The organism is Photobacterium phosphoreum (genome assembly GCF_002954725.1).
Lineage (GTDB): Bacteria > Pseudomonadota > Gammaproteobacteria > Enterobacterales > Vibrionaceae > Photobacterium > Photobacterium phosphoreum.
In genome coordinates this window covers 2,631,770-2,647,842 of sequence record NZ_MSCQ01000001.1, presented here as the reverse complement: position 1 = coordinate 2,647,842, position 16,073 = coordinate 2,631,770, and the positions used below count along the sequence as shown (strand labels likewise).

The following is a 16,073-nucleotide window of genomic DNA, read 5'->3' as shown; positions in this document are numbered from 1 at the left end:
TATATTTAATAGAAAAGCGCCGATGGGCGCTTTTTTTGTGGGCGCTTATTGGTATAGATATTGAGTAAATAACAGCTCATTGATTGCCGTATGCCCCGTTTCTGCAAGTAACAGTTGGTTGATTTTTTGTTTACTTAATTGGCGAATTTTTTCACGCCCAGCCAATGACTTTATTTGTTGGGCTGATTGTTGGCCAATGATGCTAATAATAGTATCGCGAATTAATGGTGCATGATGCTCAATATTGATGATCTGACTGCTATCTGTGAGCATTAAGTCAACTTGTAGTCGAATATATCCTAAGTGCGAACCATTAATAATATAGTTGGTGGTGATATCAGGCGTTAAGGTGTAATAGGTAATATTTGACTGCGTTGCGCTATCCTGTGGCGGTTTTGCATAACTGAAGGGTGAGAGTAATGTTATCGCCATCAATAAACTCGCTACAAAAACAGTTTTTTTCATCATTATACTCATGCAGTTAGGGACATTTAGGCTTAACAAGGTGTAATCTACCACGGTTAACGATATTAGAATTCGTTACCTCTTGCTACAATAGCAGATCAATATGGTAATAAATTAACCGCTTTCAACCAAGTGTTTTGATCACGTGTTTGTTAATTTTGTAGTATAAAAAATGTCGGAATTCAAGCAGTTGTACAGTCCCTTGATTCGGAGTGCTAAATGGTACCCGGTGCAATCATGGGCATTAGAACAAACGTCACATGGAGCCTGGTTGCTCGAGTCAGAATCATTGTCACGCCGATTGGCACAATATTGCCAACATTTTACCGTGACGGTATTGGCACAAACGATTATCAGCAATGATAATTTGTCAGTAATGGAACGGCAGCTTGTTGGTGAGAGTGATTGTTTAGAACGAGAAGTGATACTTTATGGTGATCAACAGCCATGGGTATTTGCGCGAACATTGATTCCGGTGACAACCTTAAGTGGTAAGGAGCAAGATCTTGTTGATCTTGGTAATCGTCCGTTAGGGTATCGAGTTTTTAATGATAAAAATTCACGCCGAGATGCATTAGAAATTGCCAATCTTGGCACTCAGCAGCAGCCTCGATGGGCACGTCGGTCGCGATTATGGATCAATGAAAAGCCAATGCTGGTGGCAGAATATTTTTTAACCCAATCACCAGTGTATGCTAAGGAAAATGGATGTTAGCAATTACCAAGGCTAGAGCTTTTTGGCAGTTAGCCCGCTTTGATCGCCCAATTGGCAGTTTATTATTATTATGGCCAACGTTATGGGCACTATTTTTAGCGGCAGATGGTTTCCCTAAATTAGATGTGTTGGTGGTGTTTGTACTTGGGGTGGTATTTATGCGTGCCGCAGGGTGTGTGATCAATGATTTTGCTGATCGCAATGTTGATGGTCATGTTAAGCGCACTGCTAATCGACCAATGCCATCGGGAAAAGTCTCTGAACGCGAAGCGTTAGGGTTATTCAGTTTATTAGTATTAGTGTCGTTTTTATTAGTACTGACCATGAATAATCTCACCATTATGTTATCGGTGGTGGCGGTAATACTGGCTGCGGCTTATCCGTTTATGAAGCGTTATACCCATTTACCACAATTGGTCTTGGGGGCAGCTTTTGGCTGGTCAATTCCAATGGCTTATGCCGCACAATCAGGGACGTTACCGACGGTAGCATGGCTATTATTTGCGGCTAATATTTTGTGGACCATTGCTTACGATACGCTGTATGCGATGGTCGATCGTGATGATGACCTCAAGGTGGGGATTAAATCGACAGCAATTCTTTTTGGTCGGTTTGATAAATTAATCATTGGAATATTGCAGTTAGCGACAATCATGTTATTGATTGCTATCGGTGGTATTTTAGATCTTAGTCAGGGTTATTATTGGGCGTTATTGCTGGCGGCAGCATTGTTTGTTTATCAACAAATGTTGATTCAAGGTCGGCAGCGAGAGCAATGCTTTAAAGCGTTTTTAAATAATAATTACGTTGGCATGGTGATCTTTATCGGTATTAGTTTAAGTGTATTGTGGCAATAAGCTGTTATCTTTAACTGATTGATACACAAGTATAAAAATTTAAATTATAAAAAAAGCGCCGCAAGGCGCTTTTTTTGTGACTCAGAATTAGTCGTTATTTGGCACTTCATCTGGGTGCATTACCGCTTGAATAGTCAATCTCACTTCGGATGAAATTAATGAGGTTAACAAGCCTGCTAATTGCTCTACTGGAGCCGTTACTGCATGGCATTCAGCGTTAAGGTAGCCTTCACTGCGGAGGGTTTTCACCAGCGTACTAAACACCCCTTTATCGAAAAACTCCGGCGCATTAATGCCATGTAAACGACTTAAACGTTGAGCAAGTACTTGGCTCTGTTGTTCCAAGTCAGTTTTCGGTAGTTGCGGATCGGCATTGAGCAATGTCAGTGCAATCGCGTAACGCTGTAGTGTTTCAGTAATGGTACGTGCTAACAGCTGTAATGGACCAATGCGAGCATTATTAATCGCAATGGTTTCATCATTAATCAGCAATAACCGTTGGCGTACTAGCTCAGCAATTAAACGATCAATTTCTTGCGGTAACTGTTGTTTATCAAAGCGTAAGAACAATTCAGCTTTCAAGAATGGATACAATAACTCAACTTGTTGATGAATATCAGTGCGGGTTAAGCACTGTTGCTGCACCACGATATGGGCAATTAATGACGGTAGCGCAAACAAGTGAATAATATTGTTACGGTAGTAAGTCATCAAGATGGATTGTTCACGATCAAGCGAGATGATTTCACCTAATACGTCACGCTCAACCAAGAATTTATCCATGGTAATTGCATGATCGACCATTTGAGTCGCATTGTCTTTTGGGGTGGTGCAATGGTTTGAATACGGTGCATTGCGCAGCAGTTCAAGGTAACATTCAATTTGCTGTTCTAATGAGCTTCGACTTAGCGCTCGCTGGCGAGATGACAACAGCGCCAGTGCACATAAAGTAAGGGCATTGGTCGCGGCGGCATCATTAATGTGAGTCATCATCTTAACCGCTAAATCATTCACCACTGGTGACAGCCAATTTGGACGTTGGGGTTCGATTGGGTTGATATCTTGGTGCCAATTAGGCACGTTATCATTTAAATATTGATTGAGTGATAACGGCTCACCAAAGTTAACGTAGCCTTTGCCGAAATTACGTAATTTACGTAGGGTACGCAGTACTTGGCCGACATTTTCTTTTTCTTTACGCTTGCCTTGCAGCTCTTTGGCATAAGTGCCGACTTCCATCACATGCTCATAACCAATGTAGACAGGTACCAAGGTTACAGGACGATTTAAGCCGCGTAACATCGCTTGGATGGTCATCGATAACATGCCGGTTTTTGCTGGCAGTAAGCGTCCAGTGCGTGAACGTCCACCTTCACTGAAATACTCAACCGAGTAGCCTTTGGCAAACAATTCAGCTAAATATTCACGGAAAACCGTCGAATAAAGGCGGTCACCTTTGAAACTGCGACGAATAAAGAACGCCCCACCGCGACGGAAGATCGGACCTGCGGGGAAGAAATTGAGGTTAATACCAGCGGCAATATGCGGTGGTACTAAGCCCTCTTGATACAAGACATAAGACAGTAATAAATAGTCCATATGACTGCGGTGACAAGGGACATAGACAATTTCATGACCATCTTGCGCCAAGCGACGAATTCGCTGCGCATTAGTGATACTTAATCCTTGGTAAAGTTTGTTCCACAACCAACCTAAGAAACGCTCACCATGTTTAATTAATGGGTAAGAAAAATCAGCAGCAATTTCTTCCATCATTGCAATCGCTTCACGGCGGACTTTTTCTACCGGAACCTGACGGCTTAACGCTTCTTCTTGTACCACTTTATCAATTGCTTTTGATGCTAACAGGCGTTTGAATAATTGTTTGCGATCAGGCAGTCGAGGTCCAGATGTTGCTAACAGCTGACGTGAGAAGTGGATTTTAGCGACGCGCGCTAACTTTTGTGCAATGGCATCATCAGTGCCATGATTATCCGCCATATAGCGTAAAGACACCGGGGTACTCAAACGGACTAAGCAATCTCGACCATGACCTAAAATAGCCCAGGTTTTTTTGGGGCCATTTAAAGGGCGTAAAATAGGCTTAGTTTTTGACTCTTTACCCGGTGCTCGACCCCATAAAATAGAAGCAGGAATTAATTGAATATTTAATTCACTGTCTTGCTTATGCAGTTCTAATAGATCACAAAATAGTGTGATTGAGTCTTGCGGAAGGCCGCTTTTATGACCGAATACACTTGGGCTTTCAGCGACACAAACAAAGCGCGGAAATGATTGGCCATTAATCTCTAATGTCGATAATGGATCAGGTAATCCTGATGCTAGCGCACTGCTACGTAGAGTTAATAGATCAGTATTAGAACGGTACGGCAATATATAGACGATTGGGCGTGCTAAATCGAGTTCTAAGTCAGCAACTGGATCAGATGGAATCGAATGAGGTTTTACCAACAAAGAAAGTGGCAATTTTAATAATTGTTGATAGATTTTCTGCCCGCTTGACATAGATATAATTAGCCTCTGAACTCTAATACGCCGCACAATAGCAGAAAAATGCAGCTTTCATGCAGAAGATATGCGGTAAATAACCGTTAAAATACCACTTTTTTGACTCAGTCATGGTTTATTTTTATGACAACTTTTGGATTGAAAATCGATCTGGCATGACCAGTTAATGAAAGATGATTGATTCTGTTGAAATTATTGCGATAAACAATAGCATTATATTTTTTTTAGCCAAGTTACTGAATGGCATTGAATTCCTACTCAAATTGCTGTTTTCGTAAACAATTGGCTTTTATTGTCTCTGAACACTGGATATACTTACAGCAACTGTATAAAAAGACAGGTGACTCATGAAGCCGTTAACGCCGCGACAACAACAAGTCTTTGATTTAATCAAAACAAAGATTGATGATTGTGGAATGCCACCAACACGTGCAGAAATTGCGCGTGAACTTGGTTTCCGTTCTGCTAATGCCGCAGAAGAACATTTAAAAGCCTTAGCCCGTAAAGGTGTGTTAGAAATTATTCCTGGTGCATCACGAGGGATCCGTTTATTAATTGCGGATGATGCAACAGAAGAAAAAGGCTTACCGTTAATTGGCCGCGTTGCTGCTGGTGAACCCATTTTAGCGCAAGAGCATGTTGAAGCTCATTATGAGGTTGATCCAACCTTGTTTAAGCCTCGTGCCGATTTTTTATTGCGTGTTAATGGTATGAGCATGAAAAACATCGGTATTATGGACGGTGATTTACTCGCAGTACATAAAACCCAAGATGTGCATAATGGCCAAGTGGTTGTTGCGCGTGTGGATGACGAAGTTACGGTTAAACGATTGGATAAACAAGGTGTAAAAGTGTTGCTTCATGCTGAAAATGAAGAATTTTCACCGATTGAAGTGGATTTAGAACATCAAAGTTTAACCATTGAAGGTATTGCCGTTGGCGTGATCCGTAACGCTGATTGGATGTAAATATCAGTAAACGACAGATTGAGTTGAATATTTAATAAGCGTAGCGCATAAGCTGCGCTTTTTTTGTGCCTCGTAAAATGATTTGTATTATTTTATCTCGAATATCATAGGCTTATCTAGTGATCTGTTAGTAATTTTTTGTTGGTATTTTTTTGCACTATTACCATTTTGTACCTAAGTTAAACATAGAGGAATGTTATTTTAGCTTTGCTGCGGGTAGGTGAATTTGTCGCTGCATGTGCTGTGTAAGGTGGAATGTAGCCGACAAGGAGGTCAGAACGATGATACGTAAGCTGATCGGTAGTAGTGGATTAATTATATTCTCATCATCATTGCAAGGTGAGACGATACAATTGAATATGACGCCTGGCGTCACCGCAATAAGCCAAGATGTGTTTGGTTTACATATGACGATTCTTTATATTTGCATTGCTATCGGTGTGGTGGTGTTTGGGGCCATGTTTTGGTCTATTTTCCATCATCGAAAGTCTAAAGGTGCGATTGCTGCTTCTTTTCATGAAAGTACTAAAGTTGAAATTATTTGGACCCTGATCCCGTTCATTATTTTGATTGTGATGGCGATCCCTGCCACTAAAACTCTAATAGCCATGGAAGATCCGTCTAAATCTGATCTTACTATTCAAGTCACGGGATCCCAGTGGAAATGGCATTATCGTTATTTTGATCAAGAGGTTGAGTTTTATTCACACCTCGCCACCAGTGCCGCTCAAATTGACAACCTCCGTCCTAAACGGGCCAATTATTTATTAGAAGTCGATTACCCATTAGTGGTGCCTATCGACAAGAAAATCCGCTTTTTAATTACCTCGCAAGACGTTATCCATTCTTGGTGGGTACCTGCATTTGCCGTTAAAAAAGATGCTAACCCTGGTTTTATTAATGAAGCATGGACCCGCATTGATAAACCGGGTATTTACCGTGGTCAATGTGCTGAGTTATGCGGTAAAGATCATGGCTTTATGCCGATTGTCGTGATTGCAAAAACACAAGTTGAATACGACCAATGGTTGCAACAAACCCAAGCCAGTCAGCGTCAAGCGCGAGAGCAAGAACAGCAATTACTCGATATGACTATGCCGATGGATGAACTAATGACCCTCGGTGAGAAAACCTATAACAGCCGTTGTGCTATGTGTCATCAAGCCAATGGCGAGGGTATTCCGGGGGCTTTCCCTGCCTTAGCTGCTGAAGGAATGTCGATTGATCCAAAGCGTCGAATTGAGCATATCAAGATTGTGGTACATGGCAGTACTGGCACGGCGATGCAGGCTTTTGGTCCGCAACTCAGCCTTAAAGAATTAGCTGCCGTGATCACCTATGAGCGTAATGCTTGGGGAAATCATACCGGAGAAACCGTGCAAGCCGCGGATGTTCAAGCGATTAAAAATGGACAGTAGCAATAAGGAATTATCAGCATGACGGAGATAGTGCGCCAACAACCGATCGTTGATCACCATGAGCATCATCCCCCAGCGGGGATTAAGCGGTGGCTATTTACCACCAATCATAAAGATATTGGTACGCTGTATTTGTTGTTTAGCTTGTCGATGTTTTTTATTGGCGGTGCGATGGCTATGGTGATTCGTGCTGAGTTATTTCAGCCAGGATTACAATTGGTTGAACCGAATTTTTTTAATCAAATGACCACTGTTCATGGTTTGATCATGGTGTTTGGTGCAGTAATGCCCGCCTTTACAGGGCTCGCGAATTGGATGATTCCATTGATGATTGGCGCGCCAGATATGGCGCTGCCACGAATGAATAACTGGAGTTTTTGGATCCTACCATTTGCGTTTAGTTTGTTATTGTCGTCACTATTTATGGAAGGGGGTGGCCCTAATTTTGGTTGGACATTCTATGCCCCTTTATCAACCACCTATAGCCCAGCCAGTACTGGACTGTTTGTGTTTGCGATTCATATTATGGGGATCAGTTCAATCATGGGCGCAATCAATGTGGTCGTGACCATTATTAATATGCGCGCCCCCGGCATGACTTACATGAAGATGCCATTGTTTGTATGGACATGGTTAATCACGGCTTTTTTATTGATAGCGGTAATGCCAGTGTTAGCGGGCGCAGTAACCATGGTCTTAACCGATAAATATTTCGGGACCAGTTTTTTTGATGCCGCTGGTGGTGGCGATCCGGTGATGTTCCAGCACATATTTTGGTTTTTTGGTCACCCTGAAGTTTATATTATGATTTTGCCGAGTTTTGGTATCATTTCGGCAATTATCCCTGCATTTTCGCGTAAAAAGCTCTTTGGTTATAGCTCAATGGTGTATGCCACCGCTTCGATTGCGGGGTTAAGCTTCTTAGTGTGGGCGCACCATATGTTTACCACTGGTATGCCTGTCGCTGCCGAGCTGTTTTTCATGTATTGCACCATGCTGATCTCAGTTCCCACTGGGGTCAAAGTGTTTAACTGGGTGGCCACTATGTGGCGCGGTTCATTGACCTTTGAAGCGCCGATGTTGTTTGCGATTGCGTTTATTGTGTTATTTACCATTGGTGGTTTTTCGGGATTGATGTTGGCGATCACACCGGCTGACTTCCAATATCATGATACCTATTTTGTGGTGGCACACTTTCATTATGTGCTGGTGTCTGGAGCGATTTTTTCGATTATGGCGGCGGCGTATTATTGGTTACCGAAATGGACGGGGCATATGTTCAATGAACGGCTAGCTCAGTGGCATTTTTGGTGTTCATTAATTTCAGTCAATATTTTATTTTTCCCGATGCACTTTCTTGGTCTAGCAGGGATGCCACGTCGTATTCCTGATTATGCGTTGCAGTTTGCTGATATTAATGCGGTGGTGAGTGTTGGTGGCTTTTTATTCGGCTTCTCACAATTGTTATTTGTTGCGGTGGTGGTGAAATGTATTCGCGGTGGTGAAAAAGCCGCATCAAAACCGTGGGAAGGGGCGGAAGGTCTAGAATGGACAGTGCCTTCTCCGGCGCCATATCACACCTTCTCAACCCCACCCAAGATTGATTAGCGGAGGTTGATATGGAACCGCAATCAAAACGTTCGGTGATTGCATTGGTGTTAGCAGCCGTTGGAATGTTTGGCTTTGCGTTTGCATTAGTACCGTTATATGACGTGTTTTGTGATATTACCGGCATCAATGGCAAAACGGCGACAGAGCCAACCGCGGCTAGCGATAGGGTTGATCGCAGTCGTACCGTAACCGTTGAATTTGTTGCTTATATTAACCCTGATGTGAAGTGGCAATTTACGCCACAGGTGACCCAAGTAAATGTTCACCCAGGTGAGACCAAAATCATTAAATATGATGCTAAAAATCTCAACTCACAGGCTTCTATTGGTCAAGCAGTACCTTCAGTAACGCCAGGGATTGCGGCACAATATTTTAATAAAATTGAATGTTTTTGTTTTAACCATCAGCCATTAGCGGCGGGTGAACAAGCTGAATTACCGTTGGTTTTTTATGTCGATCCTGATTTACCGCGTGATATTAAGGTACTGACATTAGCTTATACACTTTATGACGTGACCCCTGATGTACAACCCCTTACTCAATCTAATGAGCAAGAGAATGAGGTGATAAATGTCGAACTCTTATGATGATCCCAAGCCGTCGGTAGTCGCAAGCACTGAGGAATATTATGTTCCTGCTGCTAGCGGTTGGCCGATTTTAGGGGCGGTGGCATTATTTTTAATCGCCTTAGGTGCGGGGGCTACGGTTGGTGATTTACTCGCAGGTCAAGGACCATGGATTTTATTAACTGGAGTTGGGTTAATTTTATTGATGCTAACGGGGTGGTTTAGAGATGTTATTAACGAGTCTATGGGTGGTTTGTACAGTACGCAGATGGATCGTTCGTTTCGACAAGGCATGAGTTGGTTTATTTTTTCTGAAGTGATGTTCTTTGGGGCTTTTTTTGGGGCGTTATTTTATATTCGAATGATTGCTGTTCCTTGGTTAGGCGGTGCCAGTAATAATGCAATGACCAACATTGTATTATGGCCTAATTTTGTCGCGGATTGGCCGTTGGTTGTTACGCCTGATGGTACAGAAACGCAAGCCATGGGGCCGATTGGATTACCGTTATATAACACTATTATTCTGCTGACCTCATCGATAACCCTCCATGTTGCCCACCTAGCGTTAGAAAATAATCAACGGCGTCGATTAAGCCTGTTTTTGTTAGTCACGGTATTACTCGGTGGGGTGTTTGTTTATCTACAAGCGGTGGAATATATCCATGCTTACCATGATCTTAACTTACGGTTAGAGAGTGGCGTTTATGGTAATACCTTTTTTATGTTAACGGGATTTCACGGTGTGCATGTCACCTTAGGTGCGATTTTATTATTCATTGTTTGGTGTCGAGTGTTAAAAGGTCATTTTACCCCTCAGCACCATTTTGCTTTTCAAGCCGGAGCCTGGTATTGGCATTTTGTGGATGTGGTGTGGTTATGCTTGTTTGTTTTTGTTTATATTTTATAAGCAATTAAGTGCGACTGTTAGTGGTTAAAAAGAGAGCTTAAAAAAGAGAATTTAAAGCTTATAAGGGCTGGGGTTGGGTTGAATCATACCGGTCACTAATGCGATAACGAGTAGCCCAAATAGAATCACCGCAATCAGCAGGCGACGCCCAAGGTAATGCGATAATGGTAGTGATGATTGACCTTTTAGCATCTGTGGTAGAGCGCGAAATAGATAAATAATCATTAGTAGCAATAATACGATAAATAACAATTTAATTAGCATGTTAGACGCTCCTCAAGTGGCTATTTAAAGCATAGCGGGTTTTAACTGTTAGCGATAAAAGGATACTTAATGATGCGATCTGTCGCTTTTATTATCTTTACCATTGCAGTTGTTGCTTTGTTATTAAAACTTGGCTGGTGGCAAATGAGCCGCGCAAATGAAAAGCAGCAGTTACAATCACAAGTCACGACTCGGCAACAAACAATGTTGGTTGATTTAGCTAATCTGCCGATGCAACCGCTATGGCATAGCATTACCATTGAAGGTGAATTTGATAACCAACACCCAATCTTATTAGATAACCAGCTTTATCGTGGTCGTCCTGGCTACCATCTTTATTTGCCTTTTGTGAGTCAGCGACAGCGAGTGCTAGTTAACCTTGGCTGGATTGCCGCTCCGCCATATCGAAATATGCTACCGACCTTACCCACCTTTAATGGCCGCCAAATTATCTCTGGAGTGGTTGCTCCGGCGCAGCAGTTATTACAATTTAAGCCAGATAATAGTGATGATCAATGGCCATTGCGGGTGCAAAACATCGAGTTAATTTGGCTGACTCAGCAATTACAACGGCCACTCTTACCGTGGGTTATTCAGATTTCAGCCTCAAGTCCGCTTGCCTTAACGCAAACATGGCAGCCAGTCGTTATGGGGCCGAAAAAACATTATGGTTATGCGATGCAGTGGTTTTTATTAGCCATCGCGGTGGTTTTTATGTCTTTACTATGGCTACGCAGGGAGCAAGCTGTATGAAAAAATATCAAGTGTTATTTGTGGTTATGGTGGTGTTTGCGGTGCCAATGATTGTGGCTAAGTTGATGTTACAACAGCAATGGTATCAGGGTGGAGTAACCAATCGTGGCCAATTATTGCAGCCAGCGGTTACCGTTACTGAGTTTGCGATACCACAGACGTGGCAGTTAGTTTATCGACTACCAACGCGCTGTGATGAACGTTGCCAAGGGGCATTGTTTAATTTACGGCAAGTGCCCCAAGCTGCTGGCGCTGATAACAATCGATTACAGAGTTTAGTATTGGTTGCTGGTGATAATACGGTTGCAACAACATCATTGCTACAGGGTTTAGAACAGCGCCAAATAGATGCTCCGCTACAGCAACAATTGGCACAGTTAGAGTATGGTTTAGCAACTATTTATATCGCCGATCCTCACGGTAACATGCTAATGGCTTACCCATTGGTTGCGGGGGAGCAGGCTATCTTAATGCAAGGTAAAGATGTTTTACGTGATTTAAAAAGGTTATTAAAAGTCTCAAAAATTGGCTAAGTCATTGCTGTTATTAGGGAGGATAACGAATGATTATCAATAATAATAATGATCGATACTTCTTTTATTTAGTCAGTTTTAGTTTTGTATTATCGCTGGCTGTTGTGGCATTAGGGGCTTTTACACGTTTGACTGAAGCGGGTCTTGGCTGTCCTGATTGGCCGGGTTGTTATGGTTTTTTAACCGTTCCTCAAACCGCCCTTGAGCAACAAACTGCCGCAGAATTTTTCCCTCTCACCCCATTAGAGCCACAAAAAGCATGGAATGAAATGCTGCATCGCTACATTGCGGGTACGCTTGGTTTGTTTGTATTGGCTATCAATCTGATGGCGTGGCGACAAGTATCACGACCTAAATTAATTCCGATATTGCTGTTAATCATGGTGACTATTCAAGCGCTATTAGGTATGTGGACGGTGACCTTAGTCCTTATGCCCGTGGTGGTGATGGCGCATTTATTAGGCGGCTTTACCATTGTAAGTTTATTGTGGTTATTACGGTTACAGCTTCAAGCTACACCCGTAGACATGACGCAGATTGGCATAAAAACACTATCTCGGTTGCGAGTAGCGGCCATTATCAGTGTGATTGTGGTTATCTTGCAAATTGCATTAGGCGGTTGGACGGCAGCCAATTATGCCGCCTTAGTGTGTAGTCAATTACCTCTCTGTGAGGCTAATTGGCAACAGTTATTTGACGTTAAAGCCTTTTTGTTAATCCAACCTCAGCATGATAGTTATCAATATGGGGTGCTCGATTATGGGCAACGGGTTTCGATTCATGTTGTACATCGTATCGGTGCGATGATAACCACGGTGGTGGTGTTAGCAATGGCATGGTTATGTTGGCGACAACCAGTATTACGGCGTTATAGCTGGGGATTAGTGTTGTTACTGACGCTGCAAATTGCATTAGGGGTGACAAACGTAGTTGCAAGTTTACCGCTTGCGGTTGCAGTAGCACATAATGTTACTGGCTTAGGATTATTGGTGGCGATGGTGACCATTAGTTATCGAGTGGGAGTTGGCTCACGTCATTCACGAGAAGCCGAACAACCATTAAGGGAGGAGCAATCATATGGATAAATTACAAGGGATCGATCGCATTAACACCGCTATTGTAACCACGGCAGTATGGCGAGATTACCTCACCATGACTAAGCCTAAAGTGGTGGCGATGTTATTGCTCACCGCCTTAGTGGGTATGTGTCTTGCTGTACCCACAGTGCCTGCTGCTCATGTTGTTATCATTGGGCTAGCAGGGATTGGTTTGCAATCAGCAGCAGCAGCGGTGTTTAACCATGTGCTTGATCGTCGTTTTGATGCTCAAATGACGCGGACTTATCATCGACCGTTAGCAAAAGGGCGGATAGCAACCTCAAAAGCGGTGCTGTTCGCGTGTGCATTAATGGTATCGGGGTTTATTTTACTGTGGCAGCTGAATCCATTAACCGCATGGTTAACGATGGCGAGTTTAGTCGGTTATGCGGTGGTTTATACTGTGTGGTTAAAACATGCGACTCCTCAAAATATTGTGATTGGTGGTTTAGCGGGGGCTGCGCCACCTTTATTAGGTTGGACGGCAGTAACGGGCAGTTTAGATCCTCATGCGCTGTTATTGGTAATGCTAGTGTTTGCATGGACCCCTCCTCATTTTTGGGCATTAGCGATCCATCGTCGTGATGATTATGCCAAAGCAGGAATACCGATGCTGCCTGTGACACATGGGATTGAATACACTAAAACCATGGTGTTGTTTTATACTTTCTTACTGTTGGCCGTCGGGGGATTACCGTGGTTAACAGGGATGAGTGGCGGCATATACCTTATTGGTAGCAGTGTGTTGAACCTCGGATTTATTGGTTATGCCATCAAGCTGAAATTTTTTGATACCACAGGTCATGCATGGGCGACATTTAAATATTCAATCTGGCATTTATTAGCCTTGTTTGTGGTGTTGTTAGTCGATCACTGGTGGTTAACGTGGGTGCTAGCTCAGTATTAATGTTATTGGCTGATATTTTGTATCGCTATCTGTCTATTGTCTCTCTCCTCAAATGGTAAACTGCGCGCTTATTTATATATTAGATAAGGAATGAGTGTGCTTGCTGCCTTAAAAGATAAATCACTACACTATCAAGTTTTTGCATTAGCACTGCCAATGGTGTTGTCTAATATTACCGTCCCCTTACTGGGGTTGGTCGATGCTGCTGTTATCGGTCATCTTGATCAATCATGGTATTTAGGCGGTGTCGCTGTCGGTGGCACCATGATCAACGTGACTTTTTGGTTACTTGGCTTTTTACGGATGGCAACTACAGGCATTACCGCACAAGCGCAAGGCAGTGCCAACAAAGATGCGCAAGCGGTGATTTTTGTTCAAGGCATGGCGCTTGCATGGTTATTTGGGGGGGTGTTAGTGGCATTACACCAACCTGTGAGCCACGCTATTTTTCACTTTAGTAGTGCTGGCAGTGAAGTGAAATTGTATGCCGCGCAATATTTTTCAATTCGTATTTGGGGCGCTCCCGCCGCCTTAGCTAATTTTGTGATTATGGGCTGGCTGCTAGGAATGCAGAATGCCAAATTACCGATGTGGCTATTAATTGTAACTAACGTCGTCAATATAACGCTAGATTTACTGTTTGTACTTGGTTTGGGGTGGAAAGTACAAGGTGCGGCAGCTGCGTCTGTCATTGCCGATTACAGTGGCATGATATTGGGTTTATGGTTTGTTGCTCAACAATGGTTACGGTTAGGTTTACCGCCACTGAAACAAAAACTCACCAGTGTCTGTCATGGTATGGAACGGCTATTAAAACTTAATCGCGATATTTTTTTACGCAGTTTATGTTTACAGGCGACGTTTACGTTTATGACCTTTCAAGGGGCACATTTAGGCGATAACGTAGTAGCGGCTAATGCAGTATTGATGAGTTTTTTAATGCTGGTGTCTTATGCGATGGACGGTTTTGCTTATGCAATGGAAGCGTTAGTGGGGAAAGCTGTTGGCGCTGGAAATAAAGGTCAACTTGAGCGTTATTTAGTTGGAACAACTTTTTGGAGTTTACTGATATCCCTCGCCTTAACCGCTATATTTGCTCTGTTTGGTACTCAAATTATTGGGGTTATTTCTGATATTCCAGCGGTGCAGCAGCAAGCTGATCAGTATTTACCGTGGTTAACCGCAGTGCCTTTAGTGGCGATGTGGTGTTTTTTATTAGATGGGGTTTTTATTGGTGCTACACGCGGCAAAGATATGCGTAATAGTATGTTTTTAGCCACCTGCGGATTTTTTGTGATTTGGTGGTCGATGAGCAGTTACGGTAATCATGCCTTGTGGGCAGCAATGGTTGGTTTTATGGCGTTACGAGGGTTGATATTAGCAGTACTATTTATTTATCAGTGGCGAAAAAATATTTTTTTACCGCACACTTAATAAACAAATACTTATCATCACTGTGAGTTTTGTTGGTGCTTTTTTGTACAAAAAGGGCTTTCAATCATGACTTCGATTTGCTTAAATGCGTTCACTTATTATCCAGGTGGTGCGAATGATAAACAAGATTATAGGTTATTTATTGCTGGTACTGAGTTTAACCTTCAGTGTTCACAGTTATGCTAGCAGTTTTAAAAAATTGAATGTCACGGCAACAGCATATAATTCAGTATCAGCGCAAACAGATTCTACGCCAAATATTGCCGCTTGGGGCGATCGTCTAAAGCCTGGAATGAAAGCCATCGCCGTTTCTCGTGATTTACTTAAAATGGGTCTAAAGCGTGGTTCTAAAGTGAAGATTTCAGGTTTACCTGGTGAGTATGTCGTACTTGATAAAATGCATCATCGTTGGAGTCGTAAAATTGATATCTATATGGGTAAAAATGTTCGAGCCGCTAAAAACTGGGGTAAACGACGGGTAACCATTACCGTTGTTAAGACGTAAGACGTTTTATTATCAGTATTTTTTATTGTTGGTATTGATAGGTAAACATGTTCTTGGTTAACTATTTTTGGTTTAATACGGTGCTTTGATTCTCAAGGCGTTGTAGACAATGAAAAAGTCGACGTATTTTATTCTGTTATTGTCATTGTTTTTTAGCTTTCAGAGCTCAGCTCATACAGTCAAAACATTACGCGTTACCGCGAGTGCTTATAACTCGGTAGCGGCACAAACTAATCATCACCCTAATCTTACTGCGTGGGGAGTGCGTTTAAAGCCTGGCATGAAAGCGGTTGCTATATCGCGTGATTTACTCCACAAGGGACTTAAAAAGGGTTCTCGAATTACTATTCAAGGACTCTCTGGGGAATATGTTGTATTAGATAAAATGCATCGTCGTTGGCGTAATAAGATTGATATTTATATGGGTAACGATATAAAAGCTGCGCGGAAATGGGGTAAGCGGACTGTAACTATTACCGTCCTTGATTGATGCTTAATGTCTCGTCCTAAAATAGGTTAATAAAAAAAGCCGCATTTTGATGCT

Annotated in this window: 17 protein-coding genes; 14 read left to right on the top strand and 3 right to left on the bottom strand. The window is 42.5% G+C overall.

Features of this window, described 5'->3' with window-relative positions; genetic code table 11:
* Positions 1–45: 45 nt before the first annotated feature.
* Complete coding sequence (locus BTO21_RS11740; RefSeq protein ID WP_232573081.1) at positions 46–465, bottom strand: flagellar basal body-associated protein FliL; 420 nt, start codon at positions 463–465, stop codon at positions 46–48.
* A 172-nt stretch (positions 466–637) separates the two neighbouring features.
* On the opposite strand from BTO21_RS11740, the gene BTO21_RS11735 reads away from it, so the two are divergent.
* Positions 638–1,180 carry a chorismate--pyruvate lyase family protein gene (locus BTO21_RS11735; RefSeq protein ID WP_045031601.1) on the top strand — a complete coding sequence of 181 codons (543 nt, stop codon included), beginning with the start codon at positions 638–640 and terminating at the stop codon, positions 1,178–1,180.
* A complete protein-coding gene (gene ubiA / locus BTO21_RS11730; protein WP_045031600.1) occupies positions 1,174–2,037 on the top strand; it encodes a 4-hydroxybenzoate octaprenyltransferase in 864 nt (287 codons plus the stop codon). Before BTO21_RS11735 ends, ubiA begins: the two co-directional genes overlap by 7 nt.
* An 87-nt stretch (positions 2,038–2,124) precedes the next feature.
* On the opposite strand, the gene plsB is transcribed toward ubiA, so the two are convergent.
* Positions 2,125–4,563, bottom strand: a complete 2,439-nt coding sequence (plsB, locus tag BTO21_RS11725; protein ID WP_045031597.1) for a glycerol-3-phosphate 1-O-acyltransferase PlsB — start codon at positions 4,561–4,563, stop codon at positions 2,125–2,127.
* A 350-nt stretch (positions 4,564–4,913) separates the two neighbouring features.
* Here plsB and lexA point away from each other — a divergent pair, with 350 nt between their 5' ends.
* The 5 genes from lexA to BTO21_RS11700 all read left to right on the top strand — a co-directional run bounded on the left by lexA (position 4,914) and on the right by BTO21_RS11700 (position 10,036).
* Complete coding sequence (gene lexA, locus BTO21_RS11720) at positions 4,914–5,534, top strand: transcriptional repressor LexA (protein ID WP_045031596.1); 621 nt, start codon at positions 4,914–4,916, stop codon at positions 5,532–5,534.
* Between the two features lie 281 nt (positions 5,535–5,815).
* On the top strand, positions 5,816–6,952 hold the full coding sequence (coxB, locus tag BTO21_RS11715) for a cytochrome c oxidase subunit II (RefSeq protein ID WP_045031594.1): 1,137 nt from the start codon (positions 5,816–5,818) through the stop codon (positions 6,950–6,952).
* A gap of 18 nt (positions 6,953–6,970) precedes the next feature.
* The gene (gene ctaD, locus BTO21_RS11710) at positions 6,971–8,560 is read left to right on the top strand and encodes a cytochrome c oxidase subunit I (protein ID WP_045031593.1); all 1,590 of its coding nucleotides are present in this window, start codon (positions 6,971–6,973) and stop codon (positions 8,558–8,560) included.
* Positions 8,561–8,571: 11 nt separating this feature from the next.
* Positions 8,572–9,150 (top strand): cytochrome c oxidase assembly protein, encoded by a 579-nt coding sequence (locus tag BTO21_RS11705; RefSeq protein WP_045031591.1) that lies wholly within the window; start codon positions 8,572–8,574, stop codon positions 9,148–9,150.
* Positions 9,134–10,036 carry a cytochrome c oxidase subunit 3 gene (locus BTO21_RS11700; protein WP_045031589.1) on the top strand — a complete coding sequence of 301 codons (903 nt, stop codon included), beginning with the start codon at positions 9,134–9,136 and terminating at the stop codon, positions 10,034–10,036. The genes BTO21_RS11705 and BTO21_RS11700 overlap by 17 nt, the downstream gene beginning before the upstream one ends.
* Before the next feature lie 51 nt (positions 10,037–10,087).
* On the opposite strand, the gene BTO21_RS11695 is transcribed toward BTO21_RS11700, so the two are convergent.
* Positions 10,088–10,300, bottom strand: a complete 213-nt coding sequence (locus BTO21_RS11695) for a DUF2909 family protein (protein WP_045031587.1) — start codon at positions 10,298–10,300, stop codon at positions 10,088–10,090.
* 69 nt (positions 10,301–10,369) lie between these two features.
* Here BTO21_RS11695 and BTO21_RS11690 point away from each other — a divergent pair, with 69 nt between their 5' ends.
* The 7 genes from BTO21_RS11690 to BTO21_RS11660 all read left to right on the top strand — a co-directional run bounded on the left by BTO21_RS11690 (position 10,370) and on the right by BTO21_RS11660 (position 16,019).
* Positions 10,370–11,053 carry an SURF1 family protein gene (locus BTO21_RS11690; RefSeq protein ID WP_232574054.1) on the top strand — a complete coding sequence of 228 codons (684 nt, stop codon included), beginning with the start codon at positions 10,370–10,372 and terminating at the stop codon, positions 11,051–11,053.
* Positions 11,050–11,586, top strand: coding sequence for a hypothetical protein (locus BTO21_RS11685; RefSeq protein WP_045031585.1), 537 nt, complete (start codon positions 11,050–11,052; stop codon positions 11,584–11,586). The genes BTO21_RS11690 and BTO21_RS11685 overlap by 4 nt, the downstream gene beginning before the upstream one ends.
* A 29-nt stretch (positions 11,587–11,615) precedes the next feature.
* Positions 11,616–12,671, top strand: coding sequence for a COX15/CtaA family protein (locus BTO21_RS11680; protein ID WP_045031583.1), 1,056 nt, complete (start codon positions 11,616–11,618; stop codon positions 12,669–12,671).
* Complete coding sequence (gene cyoE / locus BTO21_RS11675; protein WP_045031581.1) at positions 12,664–13,590, top strand: heme o synthase; 927 nt, start codon at positions 12,664–12,666, stop codon at positions 13,588–13,590. Before BTO21_RS11680 ends, cyoE begins: the two co-directional genes overlap by 8 nt.
* A 96-nt stretch (positions 13,591–13,686) precedes the next feature.
* A complete protein-coding gene (dinF, locus tag BTO21_RS11670) occupies positions 13,687–15,024 on the top strand; it encodes an MATE family efflux transporter DinF (protein WP_045031579.1) in 1,338 nt (445 codons plus the stop codon).
* Positions 15,025–15,139: 115 nt separating this feature from the next.
* Positions 15,140–15,529 (top strand): 3D domain-containing protein, encoded by a 390-nt coding sequence (locus BTO21_RS11665; RefSeq protein WP_045031577.1) that lies wholly within the window; start codon positions 15,140–15,142, stop codon positions 15,527–15,529.
* 109 nt (positions 15,530–15,638) lie between these two features.
* Positions 15,639–16,019, top strand: coding sequence for a 3D domain-containing protein (locus tag BTO21_RS11660; protein WP_045031576.1), 381 nt, complete (start codon positions 15,639–15,641; stop codon positions 16,017–16,019).
* Positions 16,020–16,073: the final 54 nt, after the last annotated feature.